The organism is Kitasatospora sp. NPDC048296 (genome assembly GCF_043201815.1).
Lineage (GTDB): Bacteria > Actinomycetota > Actinomycetes > Streptomycetales > Streptomycetaceae > Kitasatospora.
In genome coordinates this window covers 47,215-66,723 of the sequence record NZ_JBICZB010000018.1, presented here as the reverse complement: position 1 = coordinate 66,723, position 19,509 = coordinate 47,215, and the positions used below count along the sequence as shown (strand labels likewise).

Annotated in this window: 21 protein-coding genes; 8 read left to right on the top strand and 13 right to left on the bottom strand. The window is 70.9% G+C overall.

Annotated elements, in window-relative coordinates:
- The first annotated feature begins 63 nt into the window (after nt 1-63).
- The 4 genes from ACGF12_RS13960 to ACGF12_RS13945 are packed head-to-tail and all read left to right on the top strand — an operon-like array spanning nt 64 to nt 4,919.
- Entirely contained in the window at nt 64-1,650 is a 1,587-nt protein-coding gene (locus tag ACGF12_RS13960) for a hypothetical protein (protein WP_393028538.1), read from the top strand.
- 31 nt (nt 1,651-1,681) lie between these two features.
- Nucleotides 1,682-2,392, top strand: a complete 711-nt coding sequence (gene ureA / locus ACGF12_RS13955) for an urease subunit gamma (RefSeq protein ID WP_393028537.1) — start codon at nt 1,682-1,684, stop codon at nt 2,390-2,392.
- A complete protein-coding gene (locus ACGF12_RS13950; protein WP_393028536.1) occupies nt 2,389-4,065 on the top strand; it encodes an urease subunit alpha in 1,677 nt (558 codons plus the stop codon). The genes ureA and ACGF12_RS13950 overlap by 4 nt, the downstream gene beginning before the upstream one ends.
- A 29-nt stretch (nt 4,066-4,094) precedes the next feature.
- Nucleotides 4,095-4,919: a hypothetical protein gene (locus tag ACGF12_RS13945; protein ID WP_393028535.1), complete on the top strand. Its 825-nt coding sequence runs from the start codon at nt 4,095-4,097 to the stop codon at nt 4,917-4,919.
- Nucleotides 4,920-4,934: 15 nt separating this feature from the next.
- Here the strand turns inward: ACGF12_RS13945 and ACGF12_RS13940 are convergent, their stop codons facing one another.
- The gene (locus ACGF12_RS13940; protein WP_393028534.1) at nt 4,935-5,672 is read right to left on the bottom strand and encodes a phosphotransferase family protein; all 738 of its coding nucleotides are present in this window, start codon (nt 5,670-5,672) and stop codon (nt 4,935-4,937) included.
- Between the two features lie 405 nt (nt 5,673-6,077).
- Nucleotides 6,078-6,851, bottom strand: coding sequence for a tyrosine-protein phosphatase (locus ACGF12_RS13935; RefSeq protein WP_393028533.1), 774 nt, complete (start codon nt 6,849-6,851; stop codon nt 6,078-6,080).
- A 355-nt stretch (nt 6,852-7,206) separates the two neighbouring features.
- Between ACGF12_RS13935 and ACGF12_RS13930 the strand changes: the two genes are divergently transcribed.
- Nucleotides 7,207-7,755: an AAA family ATPase gene (locus ACGF12_RS13930; RefSeq protein WP_393028532.1), complete on the top strand. Its 549-nt coding sequence runs from the start codon at nt 7,207-7,209 to the stop codon at nt 7,753-7,755.
- Between the two features lie 216 nt (nt 7,756-7,971).
- Here the strand turns inward: ACGF12_RS13930 and ACGF12_RS13925 are convergent, their stop codons facing one another.
- The 4 genes from ACGF12_RS13925 to ACGF12_RS13910 form a co-directional block, all read right to left on the bottom strand.
- Entirely contained in the window at nt 7,972-9,180 is a 1,209-nt protein-coding gene (locus tag ACGF12_RS13925) for a hypothetical protein (protein ID WP_393028531.1), read from the bottom strand.
- A 121-nt stretch (nt 9,181-9,301) separates the two neighbouring features.
- On the bottom strand, nt 9,302-9,640 hold the full coding sequence (locus ACGF12_RS13920; protein WP_393028530.1) for a hypothetical protein: 339 nt from the start codon (nt 9,638-9,640) through the stop codon (nt 9,302-9,304).
- Nucleotides 9,637-9,981, bottom strand: coding sequence for a hypothetical protein (locus ACGF12_RS13915; RefSeq protein ID WP_393028529.1), 345 nt, complete (start codon nt 9,979-9,981; stop codon nt 9,637-9,639). The genes ACGF12_RS13920 and ACGF12_RS13915 overlap by 4 nt, the downstream gene beginning before the upstream one ends.
- Entirely contained in the window at nt 9,978-10,493 is a 516-nt protein-coding gene (locus ACGF12_RS13910) for an ATP-binding protein (RefSeq protein WP_393028528.1), read from the bottom strand. Before ACGF12_RS13910 ends, ACGF12_RS13915 begins: the two co-directional genes overlap by 4 nt.
- 226 nt (nt 10,494-10,719) lie before the next feature.
- Here ACGF12_RS13910 and ACGF12_RS13905 point away from each other — a divergent pair, with 226 nt between their 5' ends.
- Both ACGF12_RS13905 and ACGF12_RS13900 read left to right on the top strand, forming a co-directional pair.
- The gene (locus ACGF12_RS13905; RefSeq protein WP_393028527.1) at nt 10,720-11,568 is read left to right on the top strand and encodes a helix-turn-helix domain-containing protein; all 849 of its coding nucleotides are present in this window, start codon (nt 10,720-10,722) and stop codon (nt 11,566-11,568) included.
- A gap of 21 nt (nt 11,569-11,589) precedes the next feature.
- Complete coding sequence (locus tag ACGF12_RS13900) at nt 11,590-11,799, top strand: DUF397 domain-containing protein (RefSeq protein WP_393028526.1); 210 nt, start codon at nt 11,590-11,592, stop codon at nt 11,797-11,799.
- 72 nt (nt 11,800-11,871) lie between these two features.
- Here the strand turns inward: ACGF12_RS13900 and ACGF12_RS13895 are convergent, their stop codons facing one another.
- A complete protein-coding gene (locus tag ACGF12_RS13895) occupies nt 11,872-12,261 on the bottom strand; it encodes a hypothetical protein (protein ID WP_393028525.1) in 390 nt (129 codons plus the stop codon).
- A 198-nt stretch (nt 12,262-12,459) separates the two neighbouring features.
- Here ACGF12_RS13895 and ACGF12_RS13890 point away from each other — a divergent pair, with 198 nt between their 5' ends.
- Complete coding sequence (locus tag ACGF12_RS13890; RefSeq protein ID WP_393028524.1) at nt 12,460-14,094, top strand: 3'-5' exonuclease; 1,635 nt, start codon at nt 12,460-12,462, stop codon at nt 14,092-14,094.
- A 48-nt stretch (nt 14,095-14,142) separates the two neighbouring features.
- Here the strand turns inward: ACGF12_RS13890 and ACGF12_RS13885 are convergent, their stop codons facing one another.
- From ACGF12_RS13885 to ACGF12_RS13860, 6 genes are all read right to left on the bottom strand, one after another.
- Nucleotides 14,143-15,009, bottom strand: a complete 867-nt coding sequence (locus ACGF12_RS13885) for a hypothetical protein (protein ID WP_393028523.1) — start codon at nt 15,007-15,009, stop codon at nt 14,143-14,145.
- A 28-nt stretch (nt 15,010-15,037) separates the two neighbouring features.
- Nucleotides 15,038-15,817, bottom strand: coding sequence for a hypothetical protein (locus tag ACGF12_RS13880; RefSeq protein ID WP_393028522.1), 780 nt, complete (start codon nt 15,815-15,817; stop codon nt 15,038-15,040).
- A 49-nt stretch (nt 15,818-15,866) separates the two neighbouring features.
- On the bottom strand, nt 15,867-16,193 hold the full coding sequence (locus ACGF12_RS13875) for a hypothetical protein (RefSeq protein ID WP_393028521.1): 327 nt from the start codon (nt 16,191-16,193) through the stop codon (nt 15,867-15,869).
- Between the two features lie 78 nt (nt 16,194-16,271).
- Complete coding sequence (locus ACGF12_RS13870) at nt 16,272-16,721, bottom strand: helix-turn-helix domain-containing protein (RefSeq protein ID WP_393028520.1); 450 nt, start codon at nt 16,719-16,721, stop codon at nt 16,272-16,274.
- Nucleotides 16,609-16,959 (bottom strand): hypothetical protein, encoded by a 351-nt coding sequence (locus ACGF12_RS13865; protein WP_393028519.1) that lies wholly within the window; start codon nt 16,957-16,959, stop codon nt 16,609-16,611. Before ACGF12_RS13865 ends, ACGF12_RS13870 begins: the two co-directional genes overlap by 113 nt.
- Nucleotides 16,956-19,478 (bottom strand): Helicase associated domain protein, encoded by a 2,523-nt coding sequence (locus tag ACGF12_RS13860; protein WP_393028518.1) that lies wholly within the window; start codon nt 19,476-19,478, stop codon nt 16,956-16,958. The genes ACGF12_RS13865 and ACGF12_RS13860 overlap by 4 nt, the downstream gene beginning before the upstream one ends.
- Between the last annotated feature and the right edge of the window lie 31 nt (nt 19,479-19,509).

Sequence of the window (19,509 nt, the reverse complement as noted above, 5' to 3'; positions counted from 1 at the left end):
GGCCGGTCACCTTCGACCCGCGCGCCCGCTGGCGCGCCCCGACTCCGCAGAGAGCGAACCGCCATGCCCCGTGATCTTGTCCTGGTTGTCGTCCCGCCGAACTCCAACACCGTCATCACCGGTCGACTGCTGACCGTCACTCGCCCCGAGGAGCACTCCGACTGGTCGGACTTCCTGTGCCTGGGAGCGCTGTCCCTCGTCTCCTCCCTCGCGGCGAACCCGGCGCTGGAGCCGGTCTACGTCGACGGCACGATCACGCCCCTGGACGACGTCCTGGAGTACATCACCGCCCACGCCGACCGAATCTTGGCAGTGTGCCTGGGCATGCTGACCGCGAACTACGAGGCCGGCGTCCTGATCGCCCGGCACGCCAAGGCCATTGACGCCCGGATCGCCACCGTCGCCGGGAACGACCACTTCAGTTCCCTGGCCGAGGCGTGCATGACCGCCTCGCCCAGCCTGGACTACGGCTTCGTCGGCAACGAGGTCGTGGTCCCCTTCACCGACCTGGTCGGCGCCCTGCGCGCCGATGCGCCGATCGACCCGGCGGCCTTCCCTGGCCTGGTGTACCGCGCCGACGGCCGCGTGCACACCACCGCCCCACGCGCGGAGCCGGTCTTCTCCGGCTACGACTACACCCTGGTGGATCGGGCCTTCCCGCAGACGCCGCTGTACACCAGGCAGTTCGGTCACCGGATCGCCCCGCGGATCCGCGAGCTGCTCGGCCGTACGGTCACGGCTGGTGTGCCGGTCGACATCGGGCGCGGCTGCGTGAAGTTCGCCGCCGACGACGCCTGCTCGTTCTGCTCCATCCACCCCGGGCAGCTGTGGCGCAACCAGCTCACGCCAGCCCAGGCGTGGGCCGCCATCGAAGCGGCGTGGAGCGCCGGCTACGACTATCACTACCTGACCGCCGACGAACTCCCGCTCACCTTCGCCCAGTTGCTGCACGGCATGGCCGCAGACGCACCCACCTGGTGGTCTGCGCTTCACGAGGATGAGCGGCCCCTCCTGGTGGGCTACGGCCGCGCCGATGGCATCGCCGACCCCCGCAAGACCGCGCTGCTCACCTCCCTCGGGGTGCGCCAGATCATGATCGGCATGGACGCTGGCGCGCCGCTGTCGCTCGCGGCCATGAACAAGCCGGTCGGCGGCCGGCGCCGCGACGTGCTCGCGGAGGCCGAGCGGCTGTACGAACTCAACTCGACCGCCATCACCGTCGCCCGTGACCACGGCATGTTGATCCGCGCCGGGTTTGTCGTCGGCCATATCGGCATGACCCAGGCCCTGCTGGGTGAGAACCTTGAGCGGATCCTGGCCCTGATCACCGAGGGCGGCAAGCACGGCGTGTTCTCGGCGGTCGACGTTGAGGTGCTCTCCCCTCAGCCTGGCGCCCGCGACTACACCTACCTCACTACCCCTGACGCTGCCCGGCAGGCCGCCGCGAGGCTCGGCCTCACCGTCGCGGACGACGCCACCCTCGCCGAGGTCTCGGCCCGCTGGGCGCACCGGGACGTGGTGATGCCGGAGGACGCGATGCGGGACTACACCCTCGCGCTGATGCCCGAGATCACCTTCGACGACCTCGCCCAGGCCCGCGCCGCGATTCGCTCCCACGCCAAGGCGTGCGGCGTGGTCATCGGCGAATGACCCCAACCGCCCCAGTCCGGAAGGAGTACCTGTGCACTTGACCCCTGCCGAGCAGGGCCGGCTGCTGCTGTACACGGCCACCCTGTTGGCCCGCGAGCGTCTCCAGCGTGGTGTGCAGCTGAACGTTCCCGAGGCGATCGCGCTCATCGCCCATGCGGCCTGTGAGGCCGCCCGGGACGGAGGTCGGCTTGAGGACGCGGTCGCCGCGGGACGCGCGGCCCTGACCGTTGGCGATGTGCTGCCCGAGGTGCCGGGCATCCTGACAGAGGTCCAGGTCGAGGCCGTCTTCGCCGACGGCTCCAAGCTCATCGTCATCACCCACCCCCTCGGCCCGGCCACCGACCCCACGACGGCGCCCGGCGCCGTCATGCCCGCCGACCAGCCAGCACCCAAGCACGCCGACATCGTGCGGATCGAGGTCACCAACACCTCCGACGTGCCGGTCACCGTCACCTCGCACTTCCACTTCTTCGAGGCCAACCCGGCCCTGGCCTTCGACCGCGCAGCCGCCTACGGCCGCCACCTCGCCCTGCCCGTCGGCGCCAACGCCCGCTTCGAGCCCGGCACCACCGAGCAGGTCGAGCTGACCCCGATCGGCGGCGACCGGATCGTCATCGGCTTCGCCGGCCTGGTCGACGGCCCCCTCGACGCGCCCGGCGCCTGCGAAGCCGCGCTCACCCGCGCCCACGTCGCCGGCTACCTCGACACCGGCCCCACCACCGACCCGGAAGGCCACCAGTGAGCAGCAGCCACCTCACCTACGCACAGCAGCACGGCCCCACCACCGGCGACCGCGTCCGCCTCGCCGACACCGGCCTGACCCTGCGCGCCGAAGCCGACGCCCAGCAGCGAGGGGAGGAGTTCCTGACCGGCTACGCCAAGACCGGCCGCGACGGCATCCACTACCAGGCCCGCCTCACCGACCGGACCTGCGACCTGATCGTCAGCAACGTCCTGCTCGTCGACCCCGTCCTCGGCATCCGCAAGGCCTCCATCGGCATCAAGGACGGCCGCATCGCCGCCGTCGGCCGCGCCGGCAACCCCGACACCCTCGACGGCGTGGACGTCCTCGCGGGCACCGGCACCACCGTCATCCCCGGCGAAGGCCTCATCGCCACCCCCGGCATCGTCGACACCCACGTCCACCTCTGCTCACCCGGCATCATGAGCGCAGCCCTCGCCGCTGGCGTGACCACGATCGTGTCCCAAAACTTCGGCCCGACCTGGGGCTGCGGCGTCACCAGCCCCGCCGAACTGCGCCACGCCCTGCGCGCCTTCGACGCCTGGCCGGTCAACATCGCCATGCTGGCCCGCGGCTCCTCCTCGGATTCGGACCCGCTGCTGCGCGCCCTGGAGCAGGGCGGCGCCTCCGGGTTCAAGGTCCACGAGGACATGGGCGCCCACGCCCGGGCCCTGGACACCGCGCTGACCGTCGCCGACGACCACGACGTCCAGGTCGCGCTGCACAGCGACACCCTCAACGAGGCCATGTTCGTCCAGGACACCCTCGCGGTCATCGGCGGCCGCACGCTGCACGCCTTCCACGTCGAGGGCTGCGGCGGCGGCCACGCACCTAACGTCCTGCAACTGGCCGGACTGGCCAACATCATCGGCTCCTCCACCAACCCGAGCCTGCCCTACACCCGCGACACCGCCGCCGAGCACCTCCACATGATCGCCACCGTCCACCGCCTCGACCCCGACGATCCCGACTGCCGGCGGATGGCCCACGACCGCATCCGCACCGGCACACTCGGCGCCGAAGACGTCCTCCACGACCTCGGCGTCATCCCCATCACCTCCTCCGACTCCCAGGCCATGGGCCGCATCGGGGAGACCGTCCGCCGCACCTTCGCCATTGCCGCCAAGATGCGCGCCCTGGACCCCGACCCCGGCGGCGACGACAACGAGCGCGTCCTGCGCTACATCGCCAAGCTGACCATCAACCCGGCCATCGCCCACGGCATGGCCCACGAGATCGGCGCGCTCACCCCCGGCCGGCTCGCCGACGTCGTCTTGTGGCACCCGGCCTACTTCGGTGCCAAGCCGCAGCTCGTTCTCAAGGCCGGCTACCCCGCCTGGGGCGTCACCGGCGACCCCAACGCCTCCACCGAGACCAGCCAGCCCCTCGTCCTCGGGCCGCAGGTCGGCGCGTACGGCGCCACCGCGGCCGACCTGTCCGTCGCCTTCGTCAGCGGGGCCGCGCACGACAGCGGCACCGACACCCTGCCGACCCGGCGCCGCCGCGTCGCCGTCCGCAACACCCGCACGATCGGCCTGGCCACCATGCTGCGCAACGACCGGCTCAGCGACGTCCGCGTCCACCCGGGCACCGGGCAGGTCACCCTCGACGGCGACCCGATCAGCTCCCCGCCCGCCCAGGCCACCGCCCTCAGCCGGCTCTACTTCCTGTAACCCCCGGCCCGACCCCCAGGAGCACCCGCATGTCCCTCACCGACCCGGCCCACGACCTCCTCGACCGCGGCCACGCGACGATCCCCCTGCCCACCGCAGACACAGAGGTCCTCGCGGAGCTGCGCACCCAAGCGGCGTGGTTCTTCACTCAGGACGAGGAGACCAAGGTCCGGCACGGCAGCAGGGACTTCAACTTCGGCTACCGGCCCTACGGGCGGCAGTACTCGATCAGCCCCGACCGGCCCGACATGAACAGCTCGTTCACCTATTGGGCGGACGACCCGACCAAGGTCCCCGGCCACGAAGCCGACACCGTCGCACCCTTCCTGAAGGCCCTGGGCGCCTACTGGCGGGTCGCCGCCGACGCAGCCGACCAGGTGCTGACCGGCCTGGCCCGCCACTACGGCTACTGCGACGACCTGGAGTTCCGCACCTCGTCCTACCTGGAGGTCAACTGGTACCTCCGAGACCCCGCGCGGGACCTACTCCAGGACCGCCACGAGGACGGCCACCTGGTCACCCTCGCGACCTCCGACGGCCCCGGCCTGGAGATCGAGACCGGCGGGGCCATGAAGCGGGCGACCGTCGGAGACGGCCGCCTGCTCGTCATGCCCGGCAGCGTGCTCACCGCGATGACCGCCGGCCAGATCCCGCCGCTCTACCACCAGGTCCGCAACCACCAGCTGGAACGCCGCATCACCACGCTCTTCCTGGTCAACCCCAGGCTGGACCGGAACGTGGCCCCCTACACCGCCGCAGGAGGCGAGGGCGTGGACATCGCAGCACTGGCACGGACCAGCGGGTCGATGTTCGGACTGCCCCCGGCGCCGGTCCCCGACCCGCCCACCGCGTGAGCACGAGGAGCCGGCTCAGGCCAGCGCGCGCTCGAACACCGACCGGTTCGCGGCGACGAACGCGAACTCGCGCCGGCTCCACTCGATCCGCGAGGCCAGCACCTCGGGCTCGGCGGGTGCGGTGTCGGGAGAGGCCATGAGCTCGGCCCAGAACCGCGCGTTGCGCGCCTGCCGCTCAAGGATGGCGTCAACCACGGCACCGCGCTCCGGCCCCTGGAGCCCGTAGGCATCGGTGAGGATCTTCACCTGCTCCGCCTGCCGCTCCACAGGGATGGTGCACTTGGAGGCGATGCACCACGTCCACGCCGCGTAGCCGAGGTCCTCCAAGGGCGAGCCCGGGGCCGCAGTGTCGAAGTCGATCCACGCGGTCGGCAGGCCGTCGACGAAAACCGCGTTGTTCGGTCCGACATCGTGATGGCACACCACTGGTGAGCGGCCGGCCAGCTCGCTGCCCCGCGTCGCGTCGTGCATGGCCCGCAGCAGCGCACCGGCCGCCGCCACCTGCTCGTCCTCCCACACCTGGAAGCGCGCCGGAACGTCACCAGGGATAAAGCTGAAATGGTCCATTCCGTCGGTCTGTCCGAGATACTTCGGGGCGCCGTCGAATTCCTGCTGCTCGAAAACCTTCAGGAGAGCGGCGACGAATTCCGAGGAATCCGATGCCGGCCTGCGCACGGAATCATCGACCCGGACGACACCGTCGGTCATCCGCCCGCCGGAAAGCGTGATCGCACCACCAGGCGCATCAGCCATTGCAGCCGCTCCCATCCCTAGATCCCGAATCGGCCCATGGGCCGCCAGCAGCACATTTCCATGCTGGGACACCAGGGCTCGCCATGCGACCCAAGCGATGTTATACGAGTCGCCCTGCACAACGGCCGCGGGGTGACCAACTCGCCGCGCCGCGTGTACAGTTCAGCATTTCCAAGATCGCATTCGGTGATCGCCAGTCGCGTAATTGATCAAAGCGCACCGGGCGTGGCCTGCGGCGATGTCGGCAGCGGACATCAGCGGCATCGCGCTCCTGCGGTGGGCCACGTAGCGAACGTCACCCCAACGGATGACGAGGCATCGGCGCGTTGTCCCGCGGCGGCTAGACGTGCTCATGCAGCTGCGCCCGCGGTCCGGAGGACCGCGGGCGCAGCTGGGCGCGTCTGATCAGGCGAGCAGGTTGGAACGAAGGGCGTCCAGGTGGGCGGCCGTGACCCCGTGGGGTGCCAGGTAGGCGGGGAGCGACCTGTGTTCAGTCAGGATTGTGTCCATCGCGGAGGCCAGCAGAGTTTCGCTGACCGGATGGGAGTAGCGGGTGACTCCTGCCTCGTCCAGGAAGGACGTCGGGCCGGCCGTCAGCCTGAGTTCGGCATTGGATCGCACGAAGTCCTCGACGACCTGGTCCCACGGGACGCCCAGCAACGACTGGATCACCGCCACCGCGAGGCCCGTCCGGTCCTTGCCCACCGCGCACTGCACGACTGCCGGCAGCGAGGCCGGCTGGGCCAGCCGCTCTACCAGCGCCGCGATCGCCGGAGCCGCGTAGGTAGCCATGAACGGGTACAGGGCAGCCGGATCCACGGGCCACGGCTTGCCGTCGAAGCCCGAGACGTCGGTGAATCCCATTGCCTTCAGGGTATCCAGATCGGGCAGCGCCGGAATCGAAACCCATTCGATGGCGAGCCCGTGGATCTGCCCGGGCCAGACACTGCTCTCGACACCGCTGCGCAGGTCGATCACCGTGCGAACACCCAGATTTCGCAGGCGCTCAGCCCCCGCTTCGGTCAGCCGGTTCAGGGAACCGGATCGGTACAGGACCCCAGGGCGCAAAGGAGAAATTCCCGCATCCCGGAAGTTGCGCACGTTCGGAACATCCGAAACGTTTATCTGTGCTGGAAGGAGGCGACTTGCCGACCCTGCTCGAATGTCAGGCTGCGTCATAAGGAAATAGTAGGGCGCATGGCGCCTCTAGGCCTCATGAATTCAGGGAATTTGCATCTTCGTTTGAAGAGTGGCTGGAAAGTGTCGCTCTGCATGCCCCAGTGGCATCACCAATATCTGTAGGATCGTCTTCCATCGGTGGTTGCACGGACCCGGCGTGAATGACAGTTCGAGCAATCTCATAGAGCAAATTCGTCCGGCCTGTCGGCCTCGCGGCTGGTCTACACCCCGCGCTGCCCCAGGTCCCTCAGCTCTGGGGCGCGTGGCTGAGTGCTGCTGCTCGTCAGCACCATGTCGTAACCCGAGGCAGTCAACCGCGGTTGGCCTTGCGACCACCCACGAAAGTGAGACGCTCGTGCCCGTCATCTGGATCAACGGCCCCTTCGGCGGCGGCAAGACGACCCTGGCCAAGGGCCTCATGCGGGAGCTGCCTGGCTCGGTCCTGTTCGACCCCGAAGAGGTCGGCTACCTCCTGCGCGGGGTCTTCCCCAACAAGCGCGACGACTTCCAGGACTTCCCAGCCTGGCGCACCCTAGTCGCCGAGTGTGCCATCCATGTGTACGAGGAGAACGACCGCCGGCCGGTCGTGGCCCCCATGACCCTCCTGAACCACGACTACGCGGCCGAGATCCACGATCGCATCCGATCCGCCGGCACCCCGTTGGTCCACATCCTGCTCCACGCCGAGCCCGACACCATCAGCGCCCGGATCGAAGGCAGCATGGAATTCCCGGGCGACGAAGAGCGCAGCGAGAAGGTCCGAGTCTTCCGCCGCAAGAAGGCCGCGGTCTACGCCGACGCGCACCGGCTTTGGCTCACCAGCGAGGCCGAGGTCATCGACACCACGCACCTCAACCCCGCTCAGGTCGCCGAGCAAGCCCTCAAGACCATCGGCGAGCTGTGAGCCCCACCGCCCCGGCGGCGGTAACGCGCGTGGCCGGGACAGCCGACGCTCGACCTGCTGCTCCTGCGCACCAATGCCTGAATGAACGGTCTGCACCAAGTCGCGTCCTGGGACAACCCGTTTTGCACCGCCGCACCGACGTGAGCCCGCGAGCTCGACGCCGCCCGGCACCGTGCCGAGCCGGGCTGGGTGGTGGATCGGCGGAGCGGAGGCCCGCTAGACGTGCCGGAATCCCCGTGCGGGGTCGCGCGCGGCGTCCGGGTCGAAGGGGATGAACCAGTCGCCTAGGCCGAGGTTGACCATGCCGAGCATCTGATTGACCTGGTTGTCGGGGTCTTCGATGCCGTCCATGGAGGCGTCGAACAGCATGAGGACGTCATGGTCCTGGAAGAGAAGGTCGGAGCAGGCCCCCCAGTCCAGGTCGTATCGGTGGACGGGCAGGCCCTCAATGGCGACTGCTACGAGTCGTGGGCGGTCGGTGGCGATCTCCCGCGCCCGGCTGATCGCCAGGTGCAGGGCCATCTCCTCCCCGGTGCAGCCCGGCTCCAGGTCCCGCCCGGCCGCGAGGTCGCCCGCCAGGTCGTCGAAGGTGCGCGCCATCTGCCGGCGCCAACTGCTGTCCTGCGCGAAGGTCAGCTTCGGCAGACTGGCGAACAGGCCTGCGCTCTTGTGGGTGAGGTGCTCCTCCCCCAAGGCGGCCACCTCGGCCCATGCCATCTGGCCCAGGTCCTCCAGCGCCAGGCGCAGCACCGCCCTGGTGCGGGGGGTCAGCTCCCATTCGTCGTCTTCGTCGTCTTCGTCGGCCTCGTCGTAGGGGTAGTCCATGCCGTGCTGGGAGAGGTCCTGGAGCCGCTGCCGGACCTGGGCGGCGCCTTGCTCGGGCGCGGCCAGGCAGGTGTCGATGACGAGCAGGCCGTCCTCGTACTCGTCCGCGGCCAGCAGTTCCGCGGCCTGGTGGAGCAGCGCGGCGCCCGGCACCGTGGCGGTGTCGTCAATGGGGAGGACGACTGCGTAGTGGTTGTCGGTGAACCGGTCGATCAGCGCGGCCACCAGCGCGGCGGCGACGATCGGGTGCTGCCAGGGCGCGGGCAGCTCCAGGTGGTCGATCACCAGCAGGCTGTTGGGCATCTCGACGGCGGCTTCGAACTCGGAGCTGAACTGGCCGTCGGGGGTGAGTACCTGGGTCGCCACGTGTGCGAGGAAGCCGCCTTCGTCGGTCATGCGGTCGTACAGGTTGCCGCTGCGCCAGTAGAGGCAGCGTGCGGCACGCAGGGTGCCGATGGGCTCGCCGTCGGCGTCGATGCGGGCCGACCAGACCTGCAACCCGTCCCCGGACCGGTCGGTGAGGCGGTGTTGGTGCCGAAGCTCCAGCGAGAGCAGAGCGGGATCCACCCGCGTGCCGGTCACGGTCAGGTGCGGTGCCATCGGGCTCCCTGGTGGTGGCTCTTCCCCTGCGGGGCGGGTGCCGCCAAGCCTAGGGCTTGGGGAAGTGTCGGCGGCCCGCTTGTTCGGGCGCCGTCCCTCGGCCCGGGCCGACGGCGCGGCTCTACGGCAGTGATGAGACCGGTTGGCGGTCCGGTCGCCGCAAGGCCTCCAGCACGCGCTGGAGCATGGCGGTCTCCGGGGATTGGGCCTGGACCGCCGCCCTGGCTTCTTCGAACCAGTGGCCGAGCGACGTACGCCATTGCGTTTCCGCCTGCTTGGCGTGCGCCCGGATCTCCGCGAGCACCGTGTCCGCCTCCATCACGAGGCGGACCAGCTCGGTCGGTGTGATCCGCAGCGGCTCCTCACGGCCCGAGCCCAGGTCGACCTCCACACAGCGGGTCGGGCTCCGCCCTTCGGTCAGCTCGCCGTGCGGCACCAGCCGTACACCGATGCCGCTCACCGGGAGTCCCCCGTGGCGGGCGGGCCCGCGGTGCGGCCCGGGCCGCTGATGGAGCGGGTGACGAGGTCGAACCGCTGGACGGTGGCGGCGTGCGGGACGGAGAACGGGGTACGGCCGGCGACGCGGACGATCCTGCCTCCGCCCTCTCCCCAGCGCAGGTCGACGATCTGGCAGGCCTGCCGGCCGATCAGGAGCCAGTCGCCGCGGGCGAGCTGACGGGGACCGGCGGGCGTCGGCTTGGCGAGCACTGTGCCGTCGTCCAGCCGCACGGTGCTCGGCGGCGGCTCGGGGGCCGGAGGGCTGAAGTCGTAGAGCTGACGTCTGCGGGCGGGCGGGGTCACGGCTGCTCCTGGTGCTGCTGGGGAACGGTGTCGGGAGTCGGCTTCGGGTACCGGGCCCACACGGCCTTGCCCGTGGCGGTCCGGAAGGAGCCCCAGCTCTCGCTGAGCTGCGAGATCAGGTGCAGGCCGAGTCCGCACTCCTTCTCCCCCGGCTCGTCGGTGTCGGGGACCGGCTCCCGGTGGCTGGTGTCGAAGACCAGCACCGTCCAGCAGCCGGTCTCGGAGGTCACGACCAAGTCGGCAGGTCCGGGAGCGTGCCGCTGGACGTTGGCCATCAGCTCGTCCACGATCAGCGCGGCCTCGCCGACCGCCTCGATCTCGTGGTCCGCGCCGGCCAGCCCCGCGAGGCAGTAGGCGGTGACGGCACGGTGGACCTGGTGGACGTTCTCCGGGGTGATGGCCGCGAAGGTGTAGGTGACGCCGTCCACCGTGGTGGGGGCGGGCCCGGCGTCCGACGGCGCGGCCAGGAGGTGGGGGGATGCTGCGGTGAGGGTGCTGGTGGTGCTCTCCATGACGAACGCTCCGTCCGTGCTGGCTGATCCGCGCCCGGGCGTGCAGGGGCGCACTGATTCACGTCGCGGTGAGTGATCGTGCGGGGACTCGCCGCAAGCATGCCTAACTGTCCTACCCGATTCGCAGAGCGTCAAGACGAGAGAATGCGAATTCGCATATCGTCGATTGGCGTAATCCAGTACAGAGGGCAGACTGTTGACCCACCATCACCCCGGGAGGCAGCACGTGGCACCAACCCCTCCGCCGACCTTCCGCAAGCGCCGACTCGGGCAGACCCTGCGCAGATTGCGGGAGGACCGCGGCCTCACCCAGCAGCAGGTCGCCGACGCCCTGGGCATCCAGATCGACCGGATCAGCCGGGCCGAGCTCGGGCGCACGAAGATCGACATCCCACTACTGCGCGCCCTGCTGAACGAGTACGACGTCACCGACCCAGGCCTTCGCCAGACCCTGGAGGACATGACGCGCAACATCGGCAAGCGCGGCTGGTGGCACTCCTACACCAGCTTCCTGACCCTCAACTTCCAGGACTTCCTCGGGCTGGAAGGCGAAGCCGAACGCACCCGGACCTATCAGACCCTGGTGCCCGGCCGCTTGCAGCTGGAGGACTACACCCGCTGTCTCCTGGAGGCCGGCCTCGGCATCGTCCACCCGACGCGCGAGCAGCTCGAATCACGCGTCGCCGTCCGGCTCGAACGCCAGAACCGGCTCCACGCACACCCCTACGAAGTCATCCTGAGCGAGAAAGCCATCCTGGACGACCACATCGGCGACCCGGATGTCATGCGCCGTCAGATCGCGCACCTGCGCGAACAGGCCGACCGCAAAGAGATCCAGCTCCACATCCTCCCCGGCGGCCGCGGTCCGCACCTCGGCCTCGACGGCCCCTTCACGCTCTTCGACTTCCCCGACGGCGGCCAGCTCGTCGCCCTGGAGGCCCTGCTCAACTCCTTCTACCTGGAGGACGAGTACTCCCTGGCCACGTACACCGCCGCCTTCGACCAGATCCGCCACCTCGCCCTGGACATCGACGAGTCCAAGGCGTTCCTCGAACGCGCCGCACACGCGGCGTAGCAGCACAGCGAGAGAGGCAATATGCCAGCAGCACCGTTCATCCCGTCGGACGAATGGCAGTCCTACTCCGGCGACAGCGGCCAGTGCGTCCGGTGGCGCAACCCTCCGGGTGGCACGCCCGGGGAGAGGATCGAGATCGGGGACTCCAAGGACCCGGACGGGCCGACGCTCGTCTTCCCCGTGGAGACCTGGCTCCGGTTCCACTCGTGGGCCGCCGGGCTGGAGGCGTAGCAGCAGGGTCCGGGAGAAGCCGGAAACGAGGGTGCCCGGCGGCTGAGGCCGCCGGGCACTGCTGTTCTCCCGCTACCGGCCGGCCGGGGCGAGGGGGACGATGAAGCGGCGCAGCGCGCGGGCGGCGCCCATGGTGGCTCCGAAGCTCACCACGGGCGAGAGCCCGAGGAGGACGGTCCGGGCGGTGCCGGACAGCATGGTGTTCGCGATCGCCATCAGCCCGAATTGCAGCGCGATGCCCCCGATGAGCATGGCGGCCAGGCGCGCGCCGACGGGGAACCAGGCCGGGCCCGGCACGTGCAGGACCTGCTGGGCGTGGGCGAGGTGGCCGGGGAAGTCCTCGGTGACGACGCCGCACTCGCACACCATCGTGGTGCGCCGCTCCCCCGCGATGACGGAGGCCCCGTAGTCGGTCTCGCGCCGGATGCCGTGGCGGCCGTCGTCCATCCTTCGGCGCTTCACCCGGTCTCCTTCGACGTCCTCCAGCGTGCTGCCGGACCCCACCCTAGTGGCGGTCGGCACCCGCACGGCCCCGTTCCGCGCTGGCCCGATCTGTCGGTGGCCCCAACTAGCATCGGTTCATGGGTATTTGATACCTAACCGGCCAAATGTTCCAAATGTGTGCTTGCTGCACTCCCCCGAACCGGAGGACATAGGACGATGACCGCTCCTGCCCAGACCGCCCCCGCACCCGCGCGCGCCGACCATGGCCCCTACCAGGCCGCCGACGCGGCCGGCATCAACCGCTACCTCTGGGACCTCGGCCGCGGAGCCGGGCTGATCCCGCCCGCCGACACCGACCGAGGCCGCTGGTCGGCGGCCGTCGTCAACCAGCTGCGCACCGAACTGCCCGAGCTGCTGCCCCGGCTCGACGCCCTGCGCCCGCTCGGCGCCCGCAGGATCGCCGAGACCCTACGAACGGCGACCGGAGTCGAGGCCGTCACCGCCGACGACGTGCCGGTCCTGGCCGACCGCGGCCTGCTGCGGCGCCTCGGCGACTTCGAGGGCCACCCCACCTACGGCGCACTGGAGGCCGAGCAGTGGACGGACACCGCCGCCCTGGCCGACGTCGTCGGCGAGCGCACCGCCTGGATCGAGGCCTCGCTGTCCACCGCCGCCGCAACCCAGGCTTGCCCCTGGGCCGAGACCGAGCACGAGTTCACCTGGGCCGCCGAGCAGCGCGGCACCGTTCCCGGGCGCCTCGGCCGCTGGGCCCGCGACGACGTCGAGGCCCTGGCGGCGGACACCGACCTGGCCGAGCAGGTAGAGGGACGGCGCCTGATTCCCGGGGAACGGGCGGCCGATCTCCTGGACATCAGCTACACCCGCGACTTCCCCTACATCCTTGCCGCCGGCTGGCTGGAGCAGGCGGGCTCGTGGTCCAAGACCATGGGCACGGTGCGCACCGTGGAGGTCAAGCTCTATCGGACCGCCGACGTCCTCGCCCTGCGCGGGCGCGACGGAGTGGACTGGGAGGCCGTCCGGGCCGTCCCGCCCGGAAGGACCTCCGCCCTGCGCGCCCACACTGCCAGGAAGCCCAGGCGGGCCGAACTCGCCCGCCGCCTCGCGACCGCGGTGGCCGAGCAGCATCAGGTGCCGGTGCACCTGCTCCACGACAACGTCCGCAACTACTGGAGCATCGCCTGCTCCCCGCAGGACAACCTGACGCTGACCCGGCAGCTACTCCTGACCGCCGCCGACGGCAACGCCGAGCTGGAGGCGCTCGCGAGGGGGCTGCGCCTGAAGGATGCCCGGCTGGAGACGCTGCTGACGGCCCGGGAGGTGTCGGCCCCGGGTGCCGGGCTGGTAATCGACTGCGAGACCACCGACCTCTACGACGCGCGGGTGTGCGAGATCGCGGTGATCGACGCCCACACCGGCAAGACCCTGATGAACCAGCTGATCAACCCGAAGACGCCGAACCGCGCCACCCACGTCCACGGCATCACGGACGCGATGGTGGCCGATTGCCCCACCTGGGAGGAGATCCTGCCGAAGCTGTTCCGGATCACCCGGGGCAGGCGGCTACTGGCCTACAACAGCTCGTTCGACATGGGCGTGATCGCCGGCCACACCCGGGCGGTGGGCCGTCGCCCGGGCCGCCTCGCGGACAAGGAGTCGTGGTGGTGCCTGATGAACGCCCGCTCGGTGTGGGAGGTTCACCGGGCCTACAAGCTGTACGGCAACCACCGCGCCCTGGGCGACGCGCAGGCCGCGCGGGATGTCCTGCTGTCGATCTCCGGGAGCAAGGGGCTGATCACGATCGACCCGTCCAGTCCGGCTCAGGGCCGATGACCCCGCAGGTGCCTCCCGGACCGTCCGGGAGGCACTGCCGATGTGGCGTCAGCAGCCGCAGCCGCAGTTCGCGCACCAGCCGCAGTCGGTGCAGCGCTCGCGCTCCAGGTGGCCGCAGGGCTGGAATCGATCGCCGCCGTCCGACTGCGGGTCAGGGCAGTAGCACTCGCAGCAACTCCCGCACGCCTCGTGCGTACGGTCCTCGCGGTTCCCGTCAATCACGATGGACGAGCGCTCGCCGCAGTCCCGGCACCGGCGCAGCCGCAGCTCTGGTGCCGGCGGTCGGGCGGCCATGTCGGCGGCCCACCGGGTGAGCGCGGCAAAGTCCGCGTCGGTGAGCCCTGTCTCGGGGTTCACCACGTGCAGGAGCACCGGAGCGCCGTGGTCGCGGGTCAACTCCTGTTGCAGCTTCTCGGGGAAGCCGGCCGCCAGCCACGCGAACGGTCGGTCGATGCCGGCTCGTTCCAGGCAGGTGGCAGCCAGCACGTCCCGGCTCCGGTCGCGGATCGTGTCCATCGGGTCCCACATGGACCTGCCCGGGTCGTCCGGGCGGGCGAAGAACGACCGGTCCTGCACCGGAATGAAGCGGGGCAGACGGGTCAGGCCGGCTGCGCGGAGCAGCTCTTCGACCTCCTGCGGCTGCCAGGGCCCGACGACGGCGAGGTCGAACGGGAGGTTCTCCAGGCGGGCGCCGATCTCGGTGTTGAGGTGTACCCAGTGGTACTTCGGCTTGGGGTACGCCGGGTAGTCCTTCCAGGCCTGGGGGCTGACCGGGTGAACGGTGTAGCCGGGCGGCTGCCGGGCGCCGCCGTAGGGCGACAGGACACCGTCGATGTCGAATAGCAGCAGCGGGCGTGCCTGGGCGGCGGCCCTGGCTGGCGCGTTGTTCAGCGAGTGGGACGGTTGGGTGCTCACGGTGCGCTCCACGTCTGGCCGGGACGGGTCAGTGCCGCTCGGGAAGGCGGATGCCCCAGGCGGCGGTCAGGTCGTACAGGAGGGTGTCGGGCAGGGTCTCGGGCGGGCAGTCCTCGAACACCCCGATGAGGCTGACTGGCTCGGCGTGCAACCGCTCCAGAACCGCGAGCAGCTCGGGCTGGCGGACGAGCTGGAGGCGTCCGCCGGGCCGGTCGTGGCTGCTGCCCGGGCCGTAGCCGTCCAGCAGCGCCTGGATCCGGTCGCGGTGGGCGTCGGTGAAGGCGCGCAACCGGGTGGTGTAGGCGGGGCCGTCATCGGCGATGGCGGGTGCCAGGGCGGTCAGGGCGACGGTGGTCAGCTCGACGTCGAAGGGCCGGGGTCCGGCGAGTTCGGTGTACAGGGGCAGGACGGCGTGCAGGAGTTCGCCGGCGGTGATCGCGGTTGACCTCCAGGTGAAGGGAGCGTCCTGGGCCAGTTGGTCGCCGCGGCGGCTGGACCACTCGAAGACGAGGTGGCGCAGTTCGTCGACGCGGGCTCCGAGCTTGCCGTACAGGGCGGCGTTCGCCTCGTTCCAACCGCGGACGTAGTCCTCGCTGGGCTCGGGGCCGTTGCCGAGCAGCAGGTCGTTGAGGTGGTGGGCGATGTCGAAGATGTCGGCCTCGAACGCGGCGACGAGGGCCTGGGCGTCGCGGTCGTTCTGGGACTTGAAGGCCAGCCAGAACAGCAGCGCGGTGCGGCTGTGGAGGCCTTCGCCCCACACGGTGGGCCAGGCCGGTTGCGTGGTGGGCGGGTCTGTGGCGTGGGTCATGGGCGTCCCCTCTGCTCGGGTGCGGGCTGGGCAGCGCGGGTGCGGCGGATCAGGTTCGGGCGCCGCGGGCGTCGGGGCGGGGAAGAATCGGCACCCACCGCCGGCCGTCGAAGCCGGGCTGGTCGTCCCAGGGGCCGAGGGCGTCGGCCAGGCAGTTCCAGCGCCGCACGGCGTCGTCGGGCAGCGGTCCGGCCGTGTGGTTGTCCAGGTCCGCGAGGAGTTCGGCCACGAGGTGCTGGAGCAGGAACTCCGCGGAGGTGGGGAGGCGGTAGTCGTCGGAGTAGAAGTCCGCTTTCGCTGCGAGGCCTTCGCATCGGGCCTCAAGGAACGCTGCGGCGGACTGGACGTCGGACCGGGTGGGGCGTGGGCTGTTCACGGGGTGACTCCCTCGGAGGTGATGGACGCGGGCCGGGATGCCCCGCAGAGCGCGGTAGTGCTCCCCGGGCTTCGGCGATCAGGGCCCTGCGGTTCGGCGCCAGCGCAGGTATCCGGCGTACAGCTCGGCGGAACGGCGGTCGGCCGGGTGGAGTTGGCCCAGGGCGTCGGCGGGGCAGGGCTCGTCGGGTGCCTCCGTTGCGAGCAGTTCGTCCGGGGTGGTGCCCAGCAGGGCGGCCAGGCGCTTGAGTTCGCGCGCTTCGACGCCACGCCGGCCGCGCTCGATGTCGCTGTAGCCGGAGCGGGGATGCCGAGCGAGCGGGCGACCTTGTCCTGCGAGTGCCTGCGGGCGCGGCGGGCCGCGCGGATGTGGCCCGCCAGCGTTGCCCGTTCGGTTGCGTCGGCGCGGGGCCGGGTCATCCGTCGCCCGCGCAGTCGTGGTCGGCCTCGACGTGGTCGCCGTCCTCGAACCCGGTCTCCAGCGACCAGCCGCAGGGGCAGTCGGCGCGACCGTCCCAGGCGACCTCACCGTCGGCGCTGCCGTCGTCTTCGCACTCGTGGTCGGCGTCGACGATGGTGCCGTCGTCGAAGTGGGCGTCGCCGCCCTCCCCGCAGGCGTGGCACTGCCAGGTCGCATACCAGCGGACCATCGGCGTACTGGCCGGACCTGCCGGTGTGCCCGGCGCGGTGCTGGAGGTCAGCACGGCTCCGCTGCTCGGGGAATGAGGTCCGGGCGGCGCCACCGGCATGGTGCTGTCGGTGCTCATAGGTCCGCTTCCCCGTCCTCGTCCCCGCCGTGCACCAGTGGCGCGGGCGGAAGGGCGTGCAGGGTGAAGTGGGTGGGGCCTTCGGCGCTGGTCGGGCCCGGCAGGATGCCGAGGAACCGCAGGACGGCGACCTGCTGCCGGTCGAGCGTGCCCTCCTGGGTCGCGCGGAGCTGCTTGGCCTGCCACTTCCCGGGGCGGAAGTCCGGGTCGTTGGCGAGGCCGGGCCGGTTGACCGGGCCCTGGACGGTTCCGCCGGCGGCCAGGTAGGCGGCGTAGCGGCGGGCGGAGCGGTTCCAGTCGGGGGACTGGCGCCACAGGGGATCCAGGTTGTCCAGGCGCGAGCGCTGCTCGGCGGTGAGTGCGTCCGGATTCTTGCGCTGGCGGCGCATCCACTGCCCGTCGGCGAAGGCGCCGGTGCGGTGGTCCGTGGGCATGGCGAGATGGCCGTGCTTGCGGTGGAAGGCGAGGGCGTAGGCCATGCCGCGGTCCCAGGCGTTGGCGCGCTTGTCCCAGATCATGCCGATCGAGTCGAGCTCGGAGCGCCGCGCGGGGTCCATGCCGTCGGAGGCGTTGAGGTAGCGCTGCTGGTCGAGCCAGGTGATGAGCTCGCCGTACTGCTGCTTGTCGGTCACGTCCAGGTGGCCGTGCTCGGCGTAGAAGGCGGCCGCAGCCTTGTACTGGCGTTCCCACTCCTGCGCGCGGGGGCTGAAGGCCCGGAGCTTGAGGGCCTGGAGGATCTCCTGCTGGTGGGCGGTGGCGTCGATGCGCAGCCATTCGATCGGCGACTCCTGCGGCTCCTCGTCCAGCAGAGCTTCGTCCTCCTCGCCGCTGGCGGCGGTGCGGGAGCGCGTCTCGGGGGCGGTGAGCGGGCCGGCGGCGCGGTGGGTGCGCAGCTCGGTGATGCGGCCGACCACCCGGGAGTCGACGGAGGCCAGGGCCCGCAGGACCTGGAGGATTGTCTTGTACGGGCTGGCGTTGATGGCTTCGTCGGCCTCGACCTGGACGGCCTGGCCCGCGTCGACGACGTCCATCGGGTCGGCGGAGGGGAGGTCGTCCGCTTCGATGCCGCCGGTCTCCGCGCTCGGGGCGGGCAGGTACACCGGGATGATGATGTACGCGATCTTCCCCTGCTGGGGCTTCTGTCGGACGGCCCGGCCGAACGCTTGCACGATGTCGATCGGGCTGGATTTGGGGTCCGCGAAGACGACGGCGTCGACGGCCGGGATGTCGATCCCCTCGCCCAGGAGGCGGGCGTTGCACAGGACGCCGCACTCCTCGCCGTCCTCCCCGGTGTGGGCGGAGAACCGGCCGAAGGCGTCGCGGCGGTCCTTGAGCCGGTCGGTGCCGGCGATGGCCGCGGTCCACAGCCGCTCGGGCCGGGCGTAGTCCGCCAGCGGGTCGCCGGCCGCCTGCCGGGCCTTGTCGACCAGCAGGTCTGCGGTCTCCAGCAGGGTGTCGGAGAACTTGCGGGCGGCAGTGACCCGGGAGTGGAAAGTGATGACGCGCCGCAGCCCGAGGCTCGCGATCGCGCGCAGGACGGCGACCTGGAGGGCGAGCCGTTGCAGGTCCTCGTTGGTGCGCTGGGAGCGAAGGTCCGCGACGGCGGGCAGCATCAGCAGCTCCGCCAGGTCCTCGTCGGTGACGACGGGCACCAGCACCCGGTAGTCGGCCACCCAGCCTTCGTTCACGGCCTGCGTGTAGCCGTAGCGGGCGACGATCTTGCCGAAGGTCCGCTCGTCGTCCATCGAGTAGAGGGTGGGCGCCTTGCCGACCACCAGGTCCGACAGATCGTCGGTGCCGGGCCGGCTGGCGGCGATGCTGGGGGTGGCGGTGAAATACAGGCGGCGCAGCGCCGGGATCTTGTCGTCGTCGTGGACCGCGGCCCACGGCTTGTCGATCGCCCCGGCGGTGTGGTGGGCTTCGTCGACGATCACCAGGTCCCAGGGCGCCAGTCCGAAGTCCGCGTGGGCCTGGACCAGGCGCTCCAAGGATGCGTACGTCGCGTACACGGTGATCGCCTGGCCCTTGTCCGCCGAGACGGCCGCTGCTTCTCCGCTGCTGCCGCCCGCTGCGGCCAGGAGGTCGGCGATTTCGGCGGCGTTGGTGGTGACCTGGGCCTCGATGTGGCCGCCGGCTTCGGCGCGTTCCAGTGCCTCGTCGCGCGAGCACGCCGCGAGGGCGTAGCCGCGGCGGCCGTGGCGGGTGGTCCAGGCCTCGGCGGTCTGCTCCAGCAGCTCGATCCTCGGCACGACGACCAGGACGCGTCCGTTGCGGGCGAGACGGCGGGCGCACTCGGCGGACACGGCCGTCTTGCCGGTGCCGCAGGTCATCTCGATGGTGGCGCGACCGCCGTCCTTGACCTCCCGGCACGCGGTGGTGGTGTTCCGCTTCTGGTAGTCCCGCAGCGGGGTGACGGTGAGCCGGGGGGTGCTGAGTCGGCGGCGCGGGTGCGGCGGCGCGGACGGAAGCTCGCGCTCTTCCCGCTCGGGGGACTGGGTGCCGGTGGCGGACGTCTCCACGGTCAGGTGGTCCTCTGTTTCTGTTCGGACG

Bases quoted from the DNA above. Each gene is read 5' to 3' on its own strand.
- ACGF12_RS13925 (WP_393028531.1), bottom strand. From the start codon at position 9,180: ATGGCACCGCACCTGACCGTGACCGGCACGCGGGTGGATCCCGCTCTG.
- ACGF12_RS13890 (WP_393028524.1), top strand. From the start codon at position 12,460: ATGACCGCTCCTGCCCAGACCGCCCCCGCACCCGCGCGCGCCGACCAT.
- ACGF12_RS13910 (WP_393028528.1), bottom strand. From the start codon at position 10,493: ATGGAGAGCACCACCAGCACCCTCACCGCAGCATCCCCCCACCTCCTG.
- ACGF12_RS13935 (WP_393028533.1), bottom strand. From the start codon at position 6,851: ATGACGCAGCCTGACATTCGAGCAGGGTCGGCAAGTCGCCTCCTTCCA.
- ACGF12_RS13880 (WP_393028522.1), bottom strand. From the start codon at position 15,817: ATGACCCACGCCACAGACCCGCCCACCACGCAACCGGCCTGGCCCACC.
- ACGF12_RS13945 (WP_393028535.1), top strand. From the start codon at position 4,095: ATGTCCCTCACCGACCCGGCCCACGACCTCCTCGACCGCGGCCACGCG.
- ACGF12_RS13960 (WP_393028538.1), top strand. From the start codon at position 64: ATGCCCCGTGATCTTGTCCTGGTTGTCGTCCCGCCGAACTCCAACACC.
- ACGF12_RS13940 (WP_393028534.1), bottom strand. From the start codon at position 5,672: ATGGCTGATGCGCCTGGTGGTGCGATCACGCTTTCCGGCGGGCGGATG.
- ACGF12_RS13900 (WP_393028526.1), top strand. From the start codon at position 11,590: ATGCCAGCAGCACCGTTCATCCCGTCGGACGAATGGCAGTCCTACTCC.
- ACGF12_RS13865 (WP_393028519.1), bottom strand. From the start codon at position 16,959: ATGAGCACCGACAGCACCATGCCGGTGGCGCCGCCCGGACCTCATTCC.